This is a genomic window from Methylocystis sp. (genome assembly GCF_051061285.1).
In the GTDB taxonomy this organism is placed as follows: Bacteria; Pseudomonadota; Alphaproteobacteria; order Rhizobiales; family Beijerinckiaceae; genus Methylocystis.
The window spans coordinates 191,121-208,404 of the sequence record NZ_JBPFEA010000012.1; the positions used below are offsets into that span (position 1 = coordinate 191,121).

Annotated in this window: 23 protein-coding genes; 12 read left to right on the forward strand and 11 right to left on the reverse strand. The window is 64.0% G+C overall.

Annotated elements, in window-relative coordinates; all coding sequences use genetic code 11:
- Positions 1 to 10 precede the first annotated feature (10 nt).
- From argH to ACR65T_RS04790, 4 genes are all read left to right on the forward strand, one after another.
- Positions 11 to 1,396 (forward strand): argininosuccinate lyase, encoded by a 1,386-nt coding sequence (gene argH / locus ACR65T_RS04775; RefSeq protein WP_434495402.1) that lies wholly within the window; start codon positions 11 to 13, stop codon positions 1,394 to 1,396.
- A complete protein-coding gene (locus ACR65T_RS04780; protein ID WP_434495403.1) occupies positions 1,393 to 2,004 on the forward strand; it encodes a thiamine phosphate synthase in 612 nt (203 codons plus the stop codon). Before argH ends, ACR65T_RS04780 begins: the two co-directional genes overlap by 4 nt.
- Positions 2,005 to 2,138: 134 nt before the next feature.
- Entirely contained in the window at positions 2,139 to 2,993 is an 855-nt protein-coding gene (locus tag ACR65T_RS04785) for a tetratricopeptide repeat protein (RefSeq protein ID WP_434495404.1), read from the forward strand.
- Entirely contained in the window at positions 2,990 to 3,889 is a 900-nt protein-coding gene (locus tag ACR65T_RS04790; RefSeq protein ID WP_434495405.1) for an alpha/beta hydrolase, read from the forward strand. The genes ACR65T_RS04785 and ACR65T_RS04790 overlap by 4 nt, the downstream gene beginning before the upstream one ends.
- A 26-nt stretch (positions 3,890 to 3,915) precedes the next feature.
- Here ACR65T_RS04790 and ACR65T_RS04795 read toward each other — a convergent pair whose 3' ends face one another.
- The 4 genes from ACR65T_RS04795 to ACR65T_RS04810 all read right to left on the reverse strand — a co-directional run bounded on the left by ACR65T_RS04795 (position 3,916) and on the right by ACR65T_RS04810 (position 6,958).
- Complete coding sequence (locus ACR65T_RS04795; RefSeq protein WP_434495406.1) at positions 3,916 to 4,350, reverse strand: DUF2023 family protein; 435 nt, start codon at positions 4,348 to 4,350, stop codon at positions 3,916 to 3,918.
- Positions 4,329 to 4,811: a flavodoxin FldA gene (fldA, locus tag ACR65T_RS04800; RefSeq protein ID WP_434495407.1), complete on the reverse strand. Its 483-nt coding sequence runs from the start codon at positions 4,809 to 4,811 to the stop codon at positions 4,329 to 4,331. Before fldA ends, ACR65T_RS04795 begins: the two co-directional genes overlap by 22 nt.
- A 386-nt stretch (positions 4,812 to 5,197) precedes the next feature.
- Positions 5,198 to 6,316, reverse strand: coding sequence for a M48 family metallopeptidase (locus ACR65T_RS04805; protein WP_434495408.1), 1,119 nt, complete (start codon positions 6,314 to 6,316; stop codon positions 5,198 to 5,200).
- 81 nt (positions 6,317 to 6,397) lie between these two features.
- A complete protein-coding gene (locus tag ACR65T_RS04810; RefSeq protein WP_434495409.1) occupies positions 6,398 to 6,958 on the reverse strand; it encodes a LemA family protein in 561 nt (186 codons plus the stop codon).
- A 172-nt stretch (positions 6,959 to 7,130) separates the two neighbouring features.
- Between ACR65T_RS04810 and def the strand changes: the two genes are divergently transcribed.
- The 5 genes from def (at position 7,131) to truA (ending at position 10,262) form a co-directional block, all read left to right on the forward strand.
- Complete coding sequence (gene def, locus ACR65T_RS04815; protein ID WP_434495410.1) at positions 7,131 to 7,697, forward strand: peptide deformylase; 567 nt, start codon at positions 7,131 to 7,133, stop codon at positions 7,695 to 7,697.
- Positions 7,698 to 7,712: 15 nt separating this feature from the next.
- The gene (fmt, locus tag ACR65T_RS04820) at positions 7,713 to 8,669 is read left to right on the forward strand and encodes a methionyl-tRNA formyltransferase (RefSeq protein WP_434495458.1); all 957 of its coding nucleotides are present in this window, start codon (positions 7,713 to 7,715) and stop codon (positions 8,667 to 8,669) included.
- 76 nt (positions 8,670 to 8,745) lie between these two features.
- Complete coding sequence (locus tag ACR65T_RS04825) at positions 8,746 to 9,069, forward strand: nucleotidyltransferase domain-containing protein (protein ID WP_123174589.1); 324 nt, start codon at positions 8,746 to 8,748, stop codon at positions 9,067 to 9,069.
- Positions 9,066 to 9,446 carry a HEPN domain-containing protein gene (locus tag ACR65T_RS04830; protein ID WP_434495411.1) on the forward strand — a complete coding sequence of 127 codons (381 nt, stop codon included), beginning with the start codon at positions 9,066 to 9,068 and terminating at the stop codon, positions 9,444 to 9,446. Before ACR65T_RS04825 ends, ACR65T_RS04830 begins: the two co-directional genes overlap by 4 nt.
- Before the next feature lie 75 nt (positions 9,447 to 9,521).
- Positions 9,522 to 10,262 carry a tRNA pseudouridine(38-40) synthase TruA gene (gene truA / locus ACR65T_RS04835; protein ID WP_434495412.1) on the forward strand — a complete coding sequence of 247 codons (741 nt, stop codon included), beginning with the start codon at positions 9,522 to 9,524 and terminating at the stop codon, positions 10,260 to 10,262.
- 21 nt (positions 10,263 to 10,283) lie between these two features.
- Here the strand turns inward: truA and ACR65T_RS04840 are convergent, their stop codons facing one another.
- From ACR65T_RS04840 to ACR65T_RS04855, 4 genes are all read right to left on the reverse strand, one after another.
- Positions 10,284 to 10,499 (reverse strand): hypothetical protein, encoded by a 216-nt coding sequence (locus ACR65T_RS04840; protein ID WP_434495413.1) that lies wholly within the window; start codon positions 10,497 to 10,499, stop codon positions 10,284 to 10,286.
- A 189-nt stretch (positions 10,500 to 10,688) separates the two neighbouring features.
- The gene (locus ACR65T_RS04845; protein WP_434495414.1) at positions 10,689 to 10,898 is read right to left on the reverse strand and encodes a hypothetical protein; all 210 of its coding nucleotides are present in this window, start codon (positions 10,896 to 10,898) and stop codon (positions 10,689 to 10,691) included.
- Between the two features lie 104 nt (positions 10,899 to 11,002).
- The gene (locus ACR65T_RS04850; protein ID WP_434495415.1) at positions 11,003 to 11,746 is read right to left on the reverse strand and encodes a molybdopterin-dependent oxidoreductase; all 744 of its coding nucleotides are present in this window, start codon (positions 11,744 to 11,746) and stop codon (positions 11,003 to 11,005) included.
- Positions 11,743 to 12,366 (reverse strand): cytochrome b/b6 domain-containing protein, encoded by a 624-nt coding sequence (locus tag ACR65T_RS04855; protein ID WP_434495416.1) that lies wholly within the window; start codon positions 12,364 to 12,366, stop codon positions 11,743 to 11,745. Before ACR65T_RS04855 ends, ACR65T_RS04850 begins: the two co-directional genes overlap by 4 nt.
- A 135-nt stretch (positions 12,367 to 12,501) precedes the next feature.
- Between ACR65T_RS04855 and ACR65T_RS04860 the strand changes: the two genes are divergently transcribed.
- Positions 12,502 to 13,512 (forward strand): NAD-dependent epimerase/dehydratase family protein, encoded by a 1,011-nt coding sequence (locus ACR65T_RS04860; protein ID WP_434495417.1) that lies wholly within the window; start codon positions 12,502 to 12,504, stop codon positions 13,510 to 13,512.
- Between the two features lie 79 nt (positions 13,513 to 13,591).
- On the opposite strand, the gene ACR65T_RS04865 is transcribed toward ACR65T_RS04860, so the two are convergent.
- Positions 13,592 to 13,864 carry a DUF3303 domain-containing protein gene (locus ACR65T_RS04865; RefSeq protein WP_434495418.1) on the reverse strand — a complete coding sequence of 91 codons (273 nt, stop codon included), beginning with the start codon at positions 13,862 to 13,864 and terminating at the stop codon, positions 13,592 to 13,594.
- A 265-nt stretch (positions 13,865 to 14,129) separates the two neighbouring features.
- Here ACR65T_RS04865 and ACR65T_RS04870 point away from each other — a divergent pair, with 265 nt between their 5' ends.
- Positions 14,130 to 14,558 carry a regulator gene (locus tag ACR65T_RS04870; protein WP_434495419.1) on the forward strand — a complete coding sequence of 143 codons (429 nt, stop codon included), beginning with the start codon at positions 14,130 to 14,132 and terminating at the stop codon, positions 14,556 to 14,558.
- Positions 14,559 to 14,682: 124 nt separating this feature from the next.
- On the opposite strand, the gene lysA is transcribed toward ACR65T_RS04870, so the two are convergent.
- Both lysA and lptM read right to left on the reverse strand, forming a co-directional pair.
- Positions 14,683 to 15,951, reverse strand: a complete 1,269-nt coding sequence (lysA, locus tag ACR65T_RS04875; RefSeq protein ID WP_434495420.1) for a diaminopimelate decarboxylase — start codon at positions 15,949 to 15,951, stop codon at positions 14,683 to 14,685.
- Between the two features lie 4 nt (positions 15,952 to 15,955).
- Complete coding sequence (gene lptM, locus ACR65T_RS04880; protein WP_434495421.1) at positions 15,956 to 16,246, reverse strand: LPS translocon maturation chaperone LptM; 291 nt, start codon at positions 16,244 to 16,246, stop codon at positions 15,956 to 15,958.
- Positions 16,247 to 16,628: 382 nt separating this feature from the next.
- On the opposite strand from lptM, the gene ACR65T_RS04885 reads away from it, so the two are divergent.
- Entirely contained in the window at positions 16,629 to 17,135 is a 507-nt protein-coding gene (locus tag ACR65T_RS04885) for a L,D-transpeptidase (protein ID WP_434495422.1), read from the forward strand.
- Positions 17,136 to 17,284: the final 149 nt, after the last annotated feature.

Sequence of the window (17,284 nt, forward strand, 5' to 3'; positions counted from 1 at the left end):
CGGGGATAAAATGACGAGCAAGATATGGGGCGGACGCTTCAAAAGCGCAACCGACGCGGTTCTGGAGGCGATCAACGTCTCGATCGACTTCGACAAGCGCCTCGGCCTGCAGGACGTCCGCGGCTCGCTCGCCCATGTCGCCATGCTCGGCGAAACGGGGATCGTGTCGCGTGACGACGCGGCGAAGATCGCCGATGGATTGGAGCGAGTCAAAGCGGAAATCGAGAACGAGCGCTTCCATTTTTCGCGCGCGCTCGAAGACATTCACATGAACGTCGAGTCGCGCCTTGCCGAGCTGATCGGCCCGGCGGCGGGGCGCCTGCACACCGCACGCTCGCGCAACGACCAGGTGGCGACCGATTTCCGTCTCTATATCCGCGACCAGATCGACGCGCTGGATGTCGAACTCGCCGATCTGCAGCTGGCGCTGGCGACACGCGCGCGGGAAGAGGCGGCAAGCGTCATGCCCGGCTTCACGCATCTGCAATCGGCGCAGCCGGTGACGCTCGGCCATCATCTCCTCGCTTATGTCGAAATGATCGCTCGCGACCGCGGTCGTCTTCGCGACGCCCGCGCGCGGCTGAACGAATGTCCGCTCGGCGCAGCGGCGCTGGCCGGGACGAGCTTTCCAATCGACCGCGCGATGACGGCGCGCGCGCTCGGCTTCGATCGGCCGACAGCGAATTCGCTGGACAGCGTCTCCGATCGCGACTTCGTTCTGGAGACGCTGAGCGCGGCGGCGATCTGCGCCACGCATCTGTCGCGCTTCGCCGAAGAGATCGTGCTGTGGACGACGCCGCAATTCGGCTTCATCGCGCTGTCCGATAAATTCACCACCGGCTCGTCGATCATGCCGCAGAAGCGCAATCCCGACGCCGCCGAACTGGCGCGCGGCAAATCGGGCCGCGTCATCGGCGCGCTTGTCGCGCTGCTCATCGTCATGAAGGGCCTGCCGCTCGCCTATTCGAAGGACATGCAGGAGGATAAAGAAGGCGCCTTCGACGCGCTCGACACCTTATCGCTCTGCATCGCCGCCATCGCCGGCATGGTCCGCGACATGCGCGTCGACCGCGCGCGAATGAAGGCGGCGGCGGGCGCGGGCTATGCGACCGCGACCGACCTTGCCGACTGGCTGGTGCGGGCGCTGTCGCTTCCGTTTCGTGAGGCGCACCACGTCACCGGCCGTATCGTCGCGCTCGCCGAAGCGCGCGGCGTTGGTCTTGAGGATTTGACGCTCGAGGAGATGCGGAGCGTCGAACCGCGCATCGACGCCGATGTGTGCGACGTGCTCGGCGTCGAGAAGTCGGTGCAAAGCCGCAGGAGCTTCGGTGGAACGGCGCCCGACAATGTGCGCGCCGCCGCGCAAGTCTGGCTCGACGGATTGAAGGACAAATGAACGACATTTCACCGCGACTCTACCTCGCGACCCCGCCGCTTGCCGACGCGGCGGCTTTTGCGCCCGCGCTTAACGAGGCGCTCGCGGCGGGCGACGTCGCGAGCCTGCTCATTCGTTTCGCCGATGCCGACGAGCGCGGCCAGGAAGCGATCGTGCGCGCACTGGCGCCCGCCGCGCAGGATAAAGGCGTCGCGGTCCTTGTCGCGGCGGCGCCCAATGTCGCGCTGCGCGCCGGCGCCGATGGCGTCCATGTCGCCGGCAGCGGCGAAGCGCTTGCCGAGGCCATCAAGAAACTCTCGCCGCGCTACATCGTCGGCGCCGGAGATATCGAGACGCGTGACGACGCCATGCGCGCGGGCGAGTTGAGCGCCGACTATGTGATGTTTTCGGATCTTGACCGCGAAGCGCTCATCGAGCGCGTCGCCTGGTGGGCGGAGCTTTTCAACACGCCCTGCGTCGCTCGCGCGGAATCGCTCGACGATGTCGCGTCGCTCGTTCAGGCGGGCGCCGACTTCGTGCGGCTCGACGACGCCGTCTGGAGCGACGCGCGCGGTCCGGCGGCGGCGGTGGCGGAGGCGCAGGCGAGGCTTAAGGGAGCAGGCGCATGACTCAAAGCCGTCCCCATCATCCGGAAAGGGACGCGTCATTGCGAGGCGCGCCGCGCCGAAGCAATCCAGGAGCCGAACGACGCCTGCTGGATGGCTTCGCTTCGCTCGCAATGACGGCGTTTATCGCAAGTTGCATGCTCTTTCTCGCGCCTGCCGCCCGCGCCGCCAAAGATGCGCCGCCCGCGCCAGACTTCGCCTTCGGCGCCTATCAGCGCGGGGATTATCTGGTCGCGATGAAGGAGGCGAAAAAGCGCATCGCCGCCAATCCGAAGGACGCGGCCGCGCTCACCCTTATCGGTCAGCTTTACCTCGAAGGCGCGGGCGTGGGCCGCGACCTCTCGACCGCGATGGAGTGGTTCAAACGGGGCGCCGACGCCGGCGATAAAGAAGCGGCCTATCTCTACGGCGCTGCGGCGCTCAATGGCGCCGGCGCGCCGAAGAACCGCGCCGTCGCCCGCGCCTATCTCGAAAAGGCCGCGGCGCAGGATCATCCCGCCGCTCTCCATCTGATCGGGGAGCTCGCCCTCGAAAATGAGGGCGCGCCGTCGGACTTCGGCAGAGCGGCGGACTATTTCCGTCGCGCGGCGGCGAAGGGCGACGCCGACTCGCTCTACGCGCTTGGCCTTCTTTACAAAACCGGCAGAGGCGTCCCGAAGGACGAGCGCGAAGCCGCGGAGTGGTTCAGGCGCGCGGCCGAGCTGGACTTCGCGCCGGCGATGGTCGAGTTCGCCGTACTCCAGTTCAATGGCGTCGGCGCGCCACGCGACCGCGCCGCAGCGGCGCAATGGTTTCGCAAAGCGGCGGCGAAGGGCAACGCCGTCGCGCAAAACCGCCTCGCCCATATCCTCGCCGAAGGCCTCGGGGTCGAGGCCAATCTCGCCGAGGCGCGCGAGTGGCGCGACAAGTCGCGCGAAGCCGGGTTGAACGATCCCTCGCTCGATTATCTCTCGAGCGCGTCCGCGCCGGCGAAGCCGACTGCCGGTAAATGAGCGCCGGCGGCGCGAGCGCGGCGACGCGGCGGACCGTCGCGTTCCTTCGCCGTTTCGTTAAGCCGCGCATCTTGGCGTTGACGGCGCCTTTGCGCGGCCTCCAGCGACTCGTCGAAATGCTGTCTCCCGAACGGCGCGCGCCTTTCGCGACACAGATCCCGGGCGATTGGACTCCTGCTTCAGGCAGCGCGATTGCGACGCTGTTCTATCTTCACGGCGGCGCCTTCCTCATCGGGTCGCCGCGGCTTTTTCGCTATGCTTCGCGTGCGTTGGCGCGTGCGGGCTTCGATGTCTTTACGCCGGCCTATCGGCTCGCCCCCGAGCATGTCTTTCCCGCCGCACTCGAAGATGTCTTGCGCGCCTATCGGACCCTCATTGAAGCGCGGCCGGGTCCCTTCGTCATCGTCGGAGATTCGGCCGGCGGCGGACTTGCGGTCTCGCTGATGCTGCGCATACGCGAGGAAGGCTTGCGGCCGCCCGTCGCCGCGGCGCTGTCCTCGCCCTGGGTCGATCTCGCCGCGACCGGCGCCTCGATGCGCGAGAACGAAAATCGTGACCCCCTGTTCACGCGCAAGGACATTCTGCTCGGCGCCCGCGCCGTGCTGGGACGCCAAAGCGCCAGAAATCCGCTTGCGTCGCCGATCTACGCCGATCTCTCCCGCCTGCCGCCGATGCTCGTTCACGTCGGCGCGGACGAAGTGCTGAGAGATGATTCGACGCGGCTCGTCGCGCGCGCACGGCAGGCGGGGGTCGACGCGCAGCTCGAGATCTGGCCTTGCGTGCCGCACGCCTGGCAGCTGATGAGCTTTCTCCCAGAAGCGCGAGACTCGCGGGCGAAAGCGATCGAATTTTTGAAGGCGTGGGTCGCTCAGGCGCCCTCCAACGCGGCCGGCTGATCAGGCCTGGCGCCGGACCAATCCCATCATTCGGCCGCCAGAGGCAGCTCCTCCGGCATGCCCCGGCCCGAACGCGTGAGAAAGCGGCGACACTGCTGCTCGCGATCATAGCCGAGCAACGTGCCAAGCATGAAGTCTTCCTCCGGCGTGAGCGCGTTGAGCGGCCGCGTGACGATCGAGCGCGCCACGGCGACGAAGGCGGGACGGCCAAAGAAGAGGTTCACTTTGAACTGATTGAGCTCCTGGACGAAGTGATGGATGCCTTGCCGTTCTAACTTGCCGAGCGTCAATTCCAGTTCCTGACGGCTAAGGGTCATCAGAAACAAGCCGCGAACGCCCCGCCCATATTCGTAGATGTTGTGATGAAAGAGCCGCAGCACCGGCGCTGGATCGGCGCAGCGACAGCGCGTCGACGACAGAGGCGGAACGCCCTCGTCGATCAAAGTAACTGGCTCAGCCATGCGGTCACTCTTTTTTCGGTCTTGCCGGACTGGGTGTCCTGGTCGAGGGCAAGGCCCACGAACTTGCCATCCCGCTCGGCGGTGGAGCCAACATAGTCATAGCCGGAGGTCTCGGTGAAGCCGATCACCTGGGCGCCGAGCGCCGAGACCTCGTCATAGAGGATGCCCATCGCGTCCACGAAGGAGAGCGGATAGGTCTGCTGGTCGCCCGTGCCGAAGAGGGCGACTTTCTTGCCCTTCAAATTGGCGCCGCGCAGCTTGTCGATGTTCTCTTCCCAGTCCGTTTGCAGGGCGCCGTCGCCATAGGTCGGCGAACCCAGAATCAACAGATGGCAATTTTCGAAATCGTCGGTCGTGGCGTCCTTGATGTCCACGGACCGCCCCTGGCACTTCTTCGAAATTTTTGAAGCAACCCCTTTCGTCGCGCCGCCGTCGGAACCGAAGATGACCGTGATGCTCATGCCCGCGCCTCTTCCGCGAATTGGACGATGAAGTCAGCGGTTAAGCTAAGAGAAAGCCGAAAAAGCCGCTCTAACGAAGCAGACGCTGCTGATGACCGGTGTATAGCGAAAATCTATTGATCATAAAATTCCTATATTTTGGAATGTATGTAATTATAGATATTGTTACTTTGTATTTATTGTAATTTCGAAGCACAGTCTCTCTCCGAAGAGACGAGCGATGCGGCAGCGTCGAATTTCCCGGCAAGACGCTAAGGCTCTCCGGGGAGTCGGCACATAGACGGGCGACATTGGCCGCTGGATTGGATGGCTGACATCGAAGATCGGCGTCGCCGAAAAGACGGCGCTCTTGAATTTTCTCTTCGATCCGCGAGGCGGCGCGCTGATCAGCGCCTGGCGCTGCCCCAGGGACCGCGCGGCGGCCAGAGCGGATGGCGCCCGTCCTTGGGCAGGAAGGCGGCCTCATCGTCGCGCGGCGCATCGATCGCCTCGCGTTCTTCTCCTAAAGCGGCGACCGACACGTCTCGGCCGCCGCCGAATTCAACGAGAGCCGCGACACGCGCGTCGACGCTCGGATGGGTCGCAAACCAGCCGAACTCCGGATGCAGCGCCGGCGTTTCGATGAAGAAATACTGCATGCGCGAGGGCATGTTCGGAATCGCCGCATGCGCTTCGATCTTGCGTAGCGCCGAGATCATCGCGTCGGGGTTCTTCGTCAGTTCGACGCTGCCGGCGTCGGCGAGGAACTCGCGCGAGCGCGACAGCGCGAAGCGGATCAGCACGGAGGCGCCCCAGCTCAGCGCGATGATGAACAGCGCGATGAGAATGGCGAGCGCCGCGCCGCCATTGCCTCTTCGGCCATTGTCGCTCTCGGGGCGATGCGGCGAGAAGCCGAAAGGAAAATCCCAGCGGCGGATCGTCAGATCGGCGACGAAGGCGAAAATGCCGGCGAAAATCACGGCGATCACGAGAAGCTGAACGTCGCGGTTGCGAATATGGGTCAGCTCATGCGCGAGAACCGCCTCGAGCTCGGCGTCGGTCAGATAGCGCGTCAGACCGCGGGTCACCGCGATCTTGTACTGTCCCTCTTTGAGCCCGGAAGCGTAGGCGTTGAGCGCGTCGCTCTCAATGAGCTGCAGGGCGGGAATCGGCACGCCGCGGGAGATGCAGAGATTTTCGAGCAGATTGTAAACGCGCGGCGATTCGGCGCGCGACAGGTTCGCGGCCCCGGTGGCGAAGTCGATCATCTTCTGATGGAAGAGATAGGCGATGACGAACCAGACGCCCGCCGCGACGACGCCGATCGGCCAGCCGCGTTTCAGATCATCCACCGCGAGCGTCAGGATGTAGTCGAAAGGCGCGCCAGGCCGCGCGCTCATCGCCTCGATCAGCAGCGCGAAGGAGAACATCAGCGCGAGAAGCAGAACGACGAAGCCGGCGAGCAGGAATGCCGAGCGCAGTTCGTTGGCGCGAATGTGGGAATAAAGGCCGTAGGCTTTGAACATCGTGTTCCTGATCGCCGGTGAGGCGCTACTCCAAAAGATGGCCGCGATTCTTTGGAAGGAGCGGCGCTTTCGCTCGCGCGCCTAGAACTCCACCTTCGGCGGGGTTTCGATCGCCTTCTGCTGCGCTTCGTCCAACTCGAAATAATCTAGCGGCTCGAAGCCGAAGCGCTGCGCAATCAGGAAACCGGGAAAGCCCTCCCGCGTGGCGTTGTATTCGGCGACGGTATTGTTCAGGAAGCGCCGCGCCGCGGAAATCTTGTTTTCGATGTCCGACAGCTCGCTCTGCAGCTGCTGGAAATTCTGGTTCGCCTTCAGATCCGGATAGGCTTCCGACAGCGCGATCAGCCGCGAGAGCGCGCCGGTCAGCACGCCCTCGGCCGCCCCTATCTGCGCCGGGCCCTGCGCGGTCACCGCGGCGTTGCGCGCCTTGACCACGTCATCCAGCGTGCTTTTCTCATGGGTGGCGTAGCCCTTCACCGTCTCGACCAGATTGGGCACGAGATCGTGGCGCTGCTTGAGCTGCACATTAACGTCGGAAAAGGCCTGCTTGCTGCGCTGGCGCAACGACACGAGGCCGTTGTAAACGCTGACCAGCCAGAAGGCGACGGCGGCGACGAGGCCCAGAAAAATCAGCAAAGACATGGCGCGCGCTCTCCAGCGTGGCGCGCCGCTCCGCGCGGCGGCGATCATTTTTTGCCCTTGCATGTTAGCCGCCTTTGCCGCCGAGGCAAAGACGCGCCGCTCCCTTTCGATTTGACGGACGCGCCGGTCGCGCCTATCTCATGGAAACGCAAAAGTGCCACGGCGAAACACAATGGCCATTCTGCCGATCATCACTCTTCCGGATCCGCTGCTGCGAAAGATTTCCGAACCTGTCGACCGTGTCGACGCGGAGGTGCGGCGTCTGCTCGACGACATGCTGGAGACGATGTACGAGGCGCCCGGCGTCGGCCTCGCGGCGATCCAGGTCGCAGTGGCCAAGCGCATCGTCGTCGTCGACACTGGCAAGACCGAGGAGACGCGTTCGCCGCTCTTCCTCATCAACCCGGAAATCATCTGGGCGTCGGAGGAATTAAGCTTCTATCAGGAAGGCTGCCTGTCCGTGCCCGACTATTTCGAGGACGTGAAGCGGCCGGCGCGGGTGCGCCTGCGTCATCTCAACCGGGACGGCGCGATCCAGGAATTCGACGCCGAAGGGCTGCTCGCGACCGTGGTGCAGCATGAGCTGGATCATCTCGAAGGCGGGCTCTTCATCGACCATCTGTCGCGCTTAAAGCGCGAGCGCGTCGTCAAGAAGTTCAACAAGGCGGCGCGCCACGACGAGATAGCCGCCCAGCATCGCGCCGCCACGGAGCGTCAGTCGGAACAAGCCGGAGCCTGACGATTGCGCGACAAAATGCGCGTCGTCTTCATGGGCACGCCGGACTTCGCAGCCCGCCTGCTCAAGGAAATCATTTCTCGCGGCCATGAGATCGCGGCGGTCTACACGCAGCCGCCGCGACCCGCTGGACGCGGCATGGCGGAGAAACAGTCCGCCGTCCACCTCTTGGCGGCGAGCCTCGGCTTTCCCGTTCGCGCGCCCAAAAGCCTGAAAAGCGCCGACGCGCAGGCGGACTTCGCCGCGCTTGACGCCGATGTCGCCGTCGTCGCCGCCTATGGGCTGCTACTGCCTCAGCCGATCCTCGACGCGCCGCGATATGGCTGCCTCAACCTGCATGGATCGCTGCTGCCGCGTTGGCGCGGCGCGGCGCCGATTCAGCGCGCGATCATGGCGGGCGACGCCGAGAGCGGCGTCATGGTGATGAAGATGGAGGCCGGTCTCGACACTGGTCCCGTCGCCTTGACGGCGAAAACGCCGATCGGCGCCGAGATGACGGCGGGCGAGTTGCACGACCGTCTCGCCGAGCTCGGCGCGCCGCTGATGGCGCAGGCCCTCGATCTGCTGGCGAAAGGCGAACTGCGCTTTACGCCGCAGGCCGAGGACGGCGCCTGCTATGCGCGAAAGATCGAGAAGGCTGAAGCGCGGCTCGATTGGCGCCGATCGGCGCAAGACCTCCATGATCTCGTGCGCGGCCTCTCCCCCTTTCCGGGCGCTTTTTTCGAAGCCGATCTCGGCCATGGCTTCGAGCGCGTGAAGGTTTTGCGCGCGCGGGTCGAGGAGGGCGCGGGAGCGCCAGGCGCCGCGCTCGACGACGCCGGGCTCATCGCCTGCGGCGCGGGCGCGCTGCGGCTGCTGCGCGTGCAACGCGCCGGCAAGGGCGAAATGGGCATTGAGGAGTTTTTGCGCGGAAGAAAACTCGGGCTTGGCTCTGTGCTGGTCGCTCGCGCTCAGGGCGCAGGGGAAGTTCCATAGTGGGCCTGCATGCTCATCGATCGACTGCTGCTGAAATCCGGTGTGAAATTCAGTGTGGTTATGGCAGGCTTCACGCATGACGAAGCCGGCGCCTGCCGATCCCATTCTCGCACGATTCCGCGCCGCGCTCGCCCGGACCTATGGCGAGCGGTTGGAGCGCGCCGTTCTGTTCGGCTCGCGGGCGCGCGGCGACGCGCGGCCTGATTCTGACTACGACGTCGCGGTTTTTCTGAGAGAGCAGGAGAGCTTCTGGCAAGAAAGCGGGCGCCTCGCCGAGATCGAGACCGACATTCTTTATGACACCGGCGCAGTCATCAACGCGCTGCCCTTTTCCGCCGGAGCCTATGGCGCTCGCACGCCGCTCATGCAGGAGCTTCGGCGCGATGGCGTCGATCTGTGACGCAGCCCGAAACTTTTGCATATCTCGCCAAAGCGCAACAGGCCTTGAAGGAGGCCCGGATCGTCCTCGCTAACGATCTTGCCGAGGCGGCAGGTCGAGCTGCTTATCATGCCGCCTATCACGCTGCGCAGGCATTCATTTTCGAACGCACGGGCAAGGCCGCGAAAAGTCATAATGGCGTTCGCAGCGAATTCGCGCGCCTCGCCAAGGACGACCCGCGCATCGAGAGAGCTTCGCCGCTTTTTTGGCGCGCGCATACAATCTCAAGGCCATGGCTGACTATGCAATTGGCGACGACGTGGGCGTCAGCCTATCTGAGGCCGGTCAAGCGATCGAGAGCGCTGCGCAATATGTCGCGTGCGTTTCGCGTTTGCTAGAGCCGCACGGGTGAAGTGACTTCGTGTTCCGTTCATGAAAAACCCCAAATTCAAAACAGGCTCCGACATCTCGCCGTGCCCCGCTTCGCATTGACGATCGAATATGACGGCGGGCCTTTCGTCGGCTGGCAGCGGCAGGCGAATGGCGTCTCCGTGCAGCAGCGCCTCGAAGAGGCCGTGGCCGCACTCAATGGCGGCGCGCGCGCCGTCGTTCATGGCGCGGGCCGCACCGACGCCGGCGTGCATGCGCTGGGGCAGATGGCGCATGTCGATCTTGCGCGCGACTGGCGCGTCGATCGGCTGCGCGACGCGATCAATGCGCATCTGAAGCCGGATCCGATCGCGGTGCTCGCCGCGCGCGCGGTTGGCGAGGATTTCGAAGCGCGCTTTTCCGCGATCCGCCGCCATTATCTTTATGTCATCGACAATCGCCGCGCGCCTTTGGCGCTGAACCTCGGCCGCGCCTGGCACGTCAAGCGGCCGCTCGACGCGCAAGCCATGCATGAAGCGGCGCAGTCGCTCGTCGGCCGTCACGACTTCACGACCTTTCGCGCTTCGGAATGCCAGGCGAATTCGCCGATGCGCACGCTGGAGCGTCTCGACGTGCGCCGCGATGGCGAGCGAATCGAGATCGTCGCTTCGGCGCGCTCCTTTCTGCACAATCAGGTGCGCTCGATGGCCGGCTCGCTGGAGCATGTCGGCAGCGGCAAGTGGCGCGTCGAGGATCTGGCGCTGGCGCTCTTGGCGAAAGACCGTGCGCGCTGCGGACAGGTCGCGCCGCCGCACGGTCTTTACCTTGTTGCTGTCGATTATTAGCGATTTGCGCGAGGACGCCCGCTACGGCTTATCGCCCGCGCCTCCCTGGTCGTCCGGCGTCGGTTGGCTCGCGTCCTGCTTCGGCGCCGGCGGCTTCGCCGGCTTCTTTGCTGCATGTTTCGCGGCGCCGGGCGCGTGCGCGGATCTGTCTTCCTTGGCAAGCGCGCCTTGAATGGGAAGGAAGCTCGCCGATAGCACGGCAGCCAATATGCCGTTCACGCAGGGTCGCTGGTTCATCACTGGTTGGTCCCCTCAGAGTGAGAGCCCCCGCCGAATCAACCGGCCCGCCCCGCAGGCATCAGGCCGGTCAACGGTGATGAAGTTGGGTCGCCGCCACGCCTACGCTGCGGTGATTTCATGACGGAATTCGCATAGTTAGCAGCAGTTTGACGAATTGGTTAATGAAGTCTTAAAAAAATTGCGGCGTCATTCGCCGTCGGCTGCTTCCGTTTCCTCCGGTTTGACCGCCTCTCCCACAGAGACTTCGTTCTTGACCGGCAAAGAGGCGGGAAGTCCGACGGCCGGCCGCTGTGCGGTCGGAGTTTTCTCCTGCGCGAGCGCGCCGTGAAGGGGGATAACGCTGGCGGACAGGACCGCCGCGAGAATGCCGTTAACACAGGGTCGACGATTGGTCATGTGTCCTCGCTGTCAGGGCGCCGACTCAGCTGCCGCCGCGACTATAGAGCGTCAAAAAAGTGGCGAGAAAGCGTCGAGCTTAGGTATGCGGGCCTGGGCGCAGGTCAAGAGCCGCTGAACCAATTGTAGCCCTTGTCCTCCCAGTAGCCCCCAGGATCGTCGTTCGTCACGAAGATCTCGCCGATGAATTTCGGATTCTTAAATCCGAGTTTGGTCGGAAGCCGTAGGCGCAGCGGGTAGCCGTATTTGGCGTCGGTGAAGTCAAGCGCCAGCAGCGTTTGCGGATGCAGCGCGCCCGGCATGTCGATGCTCGAATAATATTTGTCGACGCATTTGAAACCGACGTAACGCGCCGTGAGGTCGGCGCCGATCCGTTCGAGAAAATGCCGAAAGGCGACGCCGCGCCATTTGCCGATCGCGCTCCAGCCCTCGACGCAGACGAGGCGGGTGATCTGGCTCGACTGCGGCAGCGCGCGCAAGTCGCTTAAGCTCCAGGGGCGCCTGTCGGCGATGAGGCCCGAGAGCTGCAGTCGATAGCTCTGGCCGTCAACGAACGGAACGTCCTTTTCCTCGTAATAGGCATTGAAGGGGAAAGGCGTCGTGACCTCCGCGTCCGAATAGGTCGGCGCGAGCTTCGCGGGATCGAAAAGCGCCGCCTGAACGCGGTCGTTGAAGCGCGACATCGCGATCAGCAGCCGATCGACGGCGTCGTCGTCCTTCAAGGTGCAGCCAGAGAGGAGCGACAGCGCGCCAAGCGACAGGCCTTGCTTGAGAAGGAGCCGGCGCTCGAGCCGCGCGATCTGCGGCCGAAAGGCGGAAAGACGCTCGCTGCGGGGGGGCGGCTTCATCGCGGCGCCTCGGCGCGGCCGGTGAACATCGGCGCCAGAACGCCTTTGACGCTCACGGCGAGTCCGATGTGAACGACGAGGAAAGCGACGATCGCGGCCATGGCGAAGAAGTGCACGCGGCGCGCCGCCTCATAGCCGCCTATCGCCGCCGTCAGCGTTTGAAGCTGCACAGGCTTCCAGATGGCGAGGCCCGAAAGAATGGCGACGATCACGGCAAGAATGACGCCGATATAGAGCAGGCGCTGAACCGCATTGTAACGGCCGGGCGCATGATCGAGCCGGCCTCGACTCGCCAAAAGGACGTCATTGAACGCGCCTTGCAACGAAATCGGCAGAAAGCTGGTCCGGAAATGACCTGAAATAAGGCCGTAAGCGATATAGGCCACGCCATTAAGCGCCAAAAGCCACATCGCCGCGAAATGCCAGGCGAGCGCGCCGGCGAGCCAGCCGCCGAGCGTGAAACCCGTCGGAAATTCGAAGCCAAACAGCGGCGAGGCGTTGTAGATGCGCCAGCCGCTCAGCACCATGACGAAGATCGCGAAAGCGTTCACCCAATGCGTCACCCGGACAAACAGCGGGTGGATCGTCTTTCGCGCGTCGGCTCCTGAGGCGGCGACCATGACGATTTCTCCTGTTCAAGTGCAAAACATATAGCTTGCGGGACTGGAAGCGAAGGCCGCTCGCGGCTGCGTTGACAGCCGCGTCGCCTTCGCCCATGACGGCGAAGCTTTCATCACGCGGGAATATGGCGGCTCATGCGCGTCTTCGTGACCGGCACGGCGGGCTTCATCGGCTTTCACTTGGCGAAGCGCCTGTTAGAGGCCGGGCATCTGGTGGACGGCTACGACGGCATGACGCCCTATTACGATCCTCGTCTCAAGGAGGCGCGGCGCGCCATTCTGCTGCGCACCAACGGCTATCGCGACACGATCGCCATGCTGGAGGACATGGAAGCGCTGACCCGCGCCGCCGAACAGGCCGCGCCGGACGTCATCATTCATCTCGCCGCGCAGGCGGGGGTGCGCTACTCGCTGCAAAATCCCCGCGCCTATGTCGACGCCAATCTCGTCGGCGCCTTCAACGTCATGGAGATCGCGCGACTGCTGAAGCCGCGCCATTTCCTGGTCGCCTCGACGAGCTCGGTCTATGGCGCAAGCCCCAGCGTGCCCTTCTATGAGAGCGACCGTGCGGATTTCCCTTTGACCGTTTACGCCGCGACGAAGAAAGCCGGCGAAGCCATGGCGCATTCCTATGCGCATCTGTGGTCGATCCCGACGACGATGTTTCGCTTCTTCACCGTATACGGTCCGTGGGGCCGACCGGACATGGCCCCGTTAAAATTCGTCGACGCGATCGAGAACGATCGTGTCATCGACATCTATAATCATGGCGACATGTCGCGCGACTTCACCTATGTCGCAGACCTCGTCGAAGGCGTCGTGCGGCTGATCGATTGCGTTCCCGAGCGCGATTGCGGCGACGACAGCGTGTCGCCCGTGGCGCCGTATCGCGTCGTGAACATTGGGCGGGGCGCGCCGGTGAGGCTTCTTGATTTTATTGAGACGATCGAACGGGCTCTCGGAAAAAAGGCGAAGCGCAACTATCTCGACATGCAGCCGGGCGACGTGCCGCGCACTTTCGCGAGCGCCGATCTCTTAGAGCGCCTCACGGGCTATCGGCCGCAGACGTCGATCGACGACGGCGTCGCGGCGCTCGTCGAATGGTATCGCGACTATCGCCGCGCTCATGGAGAACTGGCCTATTGAGAGGCGGCCGCTCGACGCCCTGCGTCGCGGCCTTCCAGGCGTAGCCCTCGGCGAGCGGGTGCCCTCCGCAGCGTGTCTGTTACTTCTTGGCTGAGAGGAATCTGTGCGCGGCGTCTTCGTCGAAGACCGGCGTGATGTGATTGACGTTGAGGTCTGTCCAGGATTGGAAGAGCTTGCCGAGATCGGCGATGTCATTGGCTTCGACGATGCTCCAGCCCTCGAGCAGCGTGACGGAAAGCCAGTTTCCGACGACTTTCATACCCTTCGGGGCGGCGTCGCCGAATTTCTGAAAGCGCTTGAGAACCTCGTCGCGACGTTCGGGCGTCATCTCATAATAGATCGCAAACAACATCGGCGTTTCTCCCTGCGGACTGGAAAGCGAAAGTGATTCGGCGCGTTTTTCAAGATTTGCGGCTGGCCCGCGCTCAAGGCTGCCCCGATTCGGAATTCCATACAAGGGCTTGGTCATTGTCCTGAGCGGAGCTTTCGTGCGCCGCCGCAGTGTCCGGGGGATGACGTCAGGAAAATTGCCCAAGCCCCTTCAGGCCAGCGTCCTTCTCGGGCCGCTGCGGCGCCTGTCATATTGGCGCGCCTTCACCGATGAGAGAGAGCGCATCATGTCGCAGTTTACCTTCAACGACGGCAATATCGCATGGAAGCGCCTCGATGGAATCGATCATCTGCTTTTTTCGGTCCTCGATATCGACGATCGAAACGTCCTCCATGTGCTGTTCAAGCTTTCGGCCAATCAGCGGATCGTGCTTCACCGACACTGCGCGCTCAACAAGACATTCGTCATTCAGGGAGAACATCGGCTCTATCACGCGAACGGCGAACTTAAAGACGTCAGGCCGGCGGGCAGTTACACCGTGAGCCCTGCCGCGGACGAGCCTCATCGAGAAGGCGGCGGCGATCAGGACGTCGTCGTGTTGTTCACCATCTATGATCGTGAAGGCCCGCTCTATGAAATTCTCGACGACGATTCGAATATTGTCGCGACGCTCTCGACGAATGATTTCGTAAGCTTTTACGATCGCAAACACTAGAGCGCTTCCCGATCACATGGATCATGTGATCGATAAGGAATCGCTCAAAATCAAAATTGGAGCAGGTTCTCATCGAAAAAGTCTGTCAACTTTTTCGAAACCTGCTCCAGGCGCGTTCAGCGCGCTACGAGAGCCACGCCGGCACATGATCCTGCGCAATGAGCGCGGCGACGCTTGGGCGGGGACGGATCACCGCGAAGCGATCGCCGTCAACCAAGACTTCCGGGACAAGAGGCCTTGTATTGTAGGCGCCTGACTGCACGGCGCCATAGGCGCCGGCGGTCAGCACGCAGAGCAATTCGCCGGCGCGCGGCTCGACGATCTCGCGACCATGCGCAAGATAGTCGCCCGTCTCGCAGACAGGTCCGACGACGTCGGCGACGATCTTTGGCCGATCGGCGCTCTGGCGCACCGGGATGATGTCGTGCCAGGCGTCGTAGAGCGTCGGACGGATAAGATCGTTCATGCCGGCGTCGACGATCACGAAGGTCTTGGCGTCGCCATGCTTCACATAGATGACGCGCGTCACGAGTATGCCGGCGTTGCCGACGATGAGCCGTCCCGGCTCCAGCACCAGCCTGCAGCCGAGCCCGCCGAAATGCCGGCGCACGATCTCGGCGTATTTGTCGGGATGGTAGGACTGCGGATCGTCGCCGTCGTGATAGGGAATCCCCAGTCCGCCGCCGAGATCGACATGCGAGATATCGTGCCCGTCGGCGCGCAGGTCGCGCACGAGTTCGGCGAGCAGCGAAAAGGCCTCGTCGAAGGGCGCGAGGTCGGTGAGCTGGGAGCCGATATGCATGTCGGCGCCGGCGATTTCGATTCCCTTGAGCTTGGCGGCGAAGGCATAGACCTCCCGCGCGCGCGACAGCGGCACGCCGAATTTGTTTTCGGCGAGGCCGGTGGAGATCTTCTTATGGGTGCGGGCGTCGACGTCCGGATTGACGCGGAGCGACACGCGCGCCGCACGCCCGAGAGCGATCGCCGCTTGCGACAGGGCTTCGAGCTCGGGCTCGGACTCGACGTTGAAACAGAAGATTCCGGCGCCAAGCGCCGCCGCGATCTCTTCACCCGTCTTGCCGACGCCGGAAAAGGTGATTTTTTCAGGCGCGACGCCGGCGGCGAGCGCCCGCGCCAGCTCTCCGCCGGAGACCACATCCATTCCTGCGCCCTCGCGCGCGAGGAGACGCAGCACGGCCTGATTGGAGTTGGCCTTCACGGCGTAGCAGACAAGCGCGTCAAGACCGGCGAAGGCCTGCGAAAAAACCTGATAGTGGCGTCGGATCGTCGCCGCCGAATAGCAATAAAAGGGCGTGCCCACCTCATCGGCGAGCGTCGCCACGGCGACCTCCTCGGCGTGGAGCGCGCCGTTCCGATAGTCGAAAAGATGCATCGGCTTACAGCAGCGGGTCGAGCGGGAAGGGATATTGCTCCGGCGGTCGATTGCCGATGGTGCCCGGAATAGGCGGCGGCGGGAGAGAGGTTTCAGGAGCGCCGGCCTCCGGCCGGGGCGCCCCGCGCGCCGCTCTCGCTTCCGCCTCCGCCCGCAGGATCGCCCCGCGCGCCTGAGTTTCGGGCGGCAGCTCCACAGGTCCGCGCCGGCCGCAAGCGCCGAGGCTCGCGGCGACGAGCGCCAGCGCAAGAACCGCCAAGGGGCGGCGGGTGAGGAGCGGCATTGGAGGCGTCACGGCGATTCGTCCCAGGGGAGAGCCCGCGCACTATAGCGATGCAGCAAAAAAAGGCGAGGGCGCGGGCGTGACGAAGATCGGCTTCTTTGCGGGCTAGGGAAAGTCCGGCGTCCCGCGCACGCACTTTGACCCGCTGAGGCGCGTCGCGCGCGCGAGTCCGAGCTCTGCTGTTCCAAAATGGAACGCGGCGCGGAGCTAATGATTGCCGTCGCCGTGACCACACCTCATCTGCGCTGGACGCGGCGCTCGAAGGAGCCCAATTAACCGAAAAGCGCCAAAAGCCGCGCCTTCCATCGGCGCGCCTTTACGATTTGGCGTCTGCGTGTTTAGGTCAAGCATGGTCAGCGTTCCGCGTTTATTCGCAGCTCTTGCCGCGGCTGTTTTGTTCACGGCGGCCCCTGCCGGCGCCGCGGTGCGCGTCCGCATCGACCTTGCGGCGCAAAGGCTCGAGGCGGTCACGCCGCAGGGCGAGACCGTCAACTGGAAAATCTCCAGCGGCCGCCGAGGATATGAAACGCCGATCGGAACCTACAGCGTCATGCGCATGGAGGCCGATCATCATTCCGACGAATATGATCAGGCGCCGATGCCCTACGCCATCTTCTTTTCGCCCCGCGGCCTCGCCATTCACGGGAGCTATGAGCGCGGTTTGGGCCGTCCGCTCTCCCACGGCTGCGTGCGGCTTGCGGTTCCGAACGCGCGGCAACTCTTCGATTGGGTGGAAAAGCACGGGGCGACGATCGAAATCACCGGCGGCGCCCGCCGCGCGGCCGGTCGCCAGGAGGCGGAGCGCCAGGAGGCCGAGCGCCCACGCATGACGCGGCGACCGCGCCCTGTTTACGAGGAGCCGTCCTTCGGCTTCGGCATGGAGAGCTACTCCCCTTACTAAGTCTGCCGGGTTCCGCGGCGTCCGGCGTTGCATCTCGGCAACACTCTCGAACTGAATCGACATGGAGGCTGCGGCGCGTTTGCCGGGCTTCTTATTAACGGGTAATGCTCGGATTTCTGGCGCTTGTTGTTGACGAGCAGAGTAGAGAC

Bases quoted from the DNA above. Each gene is read 5' to 3' on its own strand.
- fmt (WP_434495458.1), top strand. From the start codon at position 7,713: ATGCGCGTCGTCTTCATGGGCACGCCGGACTTCGCAGCCCGCCTGCTC.
- ACR65T_RS04855 (WP_434495416.1), bottom strand. From the start codon at position 12,366: ATGGTCGCCGCCTCAGGAGCCGACGCGCGAAAGACGATCCACCCGCTG.
- argH (WP_434495402.1), top strand. From the start codon at position 11: ATGACGAGCAAGATATGGGGCGGACGCTTCAAAAGCGCAACCGACGCG.
- ACR65T_RS04790 (WP_434495405.1), top strand. From the start codon at position 2,990: ATGAGCGCCGGCGGCGCGAGCGCGGCGACGCGGCGGACCGTCGCGTTC.
- ACR65T_RS04860 (WP_434495417.1), top strand. From the start codon at position 12,502: ATGCGCGTCTTCGTGACCGGCACGGCGGGCTTCATCGGCTTTCACTTG.
- ACR65T_RS04845 (WP_434495414.1), bottom strand. From the start codon at position 10,898: ATGACCAATCGTCGACCCTGTGTTAACGGCATTCTCGCGGCGGTCCTG.
- ACR65T_RS04795 (WP_434495406.1), bottom strand. From the start codon at position 4,350: ATGGCTGAGCCAGTTACTTTGATCGACGAGGGCGTTCCGCCTCTGTCG.
- ACR65T_RS04840 (WP_434495413.1), bottom strand. From the start codon at position 10,499: ATGAACCAGCGACCCTGCGTGAACGGCATATTGGCTGCCGTGCTATCG.
- lysA (WP_434495420.1), bottom strand. From the start codon at position 15,951: ATGCATCTTTTCGACTATCGGAACGGCGCGCTCCACGCCGAGGAGGTC.
- ACR65T_RS04825 (WP_123174589.1), top strand. From the start codon at position 8,746: ATGACGAAGCCGGCGCCTGCCGATCCCATTCTCGCACGATTCCGCGCC.
- ACR65T_RS04865 (WP_434495418.1), bottom strand. From the start codon at position 13,864: ATGTTGTTTGCGATCTATTATGAGATGACGCCCGAACGTCGCGACGAG.
- ACR65T_RS04810 (WP_434495409.1), bottom strand. From the start codon at position 6,958: ATGTCTTTGCTGATTTTTCTGGGCCTCGTCGCCGCCGTCGCCTTCTGG.
- def (WP_434495410.1), top strand. From the start codon at position 7,131: ATGGCCATTCTGCCGATCATCACTCTTCCGGATCCGCTGCTGCGAAAG.
- ACR65T_RS04780 (WP_434495403.1), top strand. From the start codon at position 1,393: ATGAACGACATTTCACCGCGACTCTACCTCGCGACCCCGCCGCTTGCC.
- fldA (WP_434495407.1), bottom strand. From the start codon at position 4,811: ATGAGCATCACGGTCATCTTCGGTTCCGACGGCGGCGCGACGAAAGGG.
- ACR65T_RS04805 (WP_434495408.1), bottom strand. From the start codon at position 6,316: ATGTTCAAAGCCTACGGCCTTTATTCCCACATTCGCGCCAACGAACTG.
- ACR65T_RS04850 (WP_434495415.1), bottom strand. From the start codon at position 11,746: ATGAAGCCGCCCCCCCGCAGCGAGCGTCTTTCCGCCTTTCGGCCGCAG.
- ACR65T_RS04870 (WP_434495419.1), top strand. From the start codon at position 14,130: ATGTCGCAGTTTACCTTCAACGACGGCAATATCGCATGGAAGCGCCTC.
- ACR65T_RS04785 (WP_434495404.1), top strand. From the start codon at position 2,139: ATGCTCTTTCTCGCGCCTGCCGCCCGCGCCGCCAAAGATGCGCCGCCC.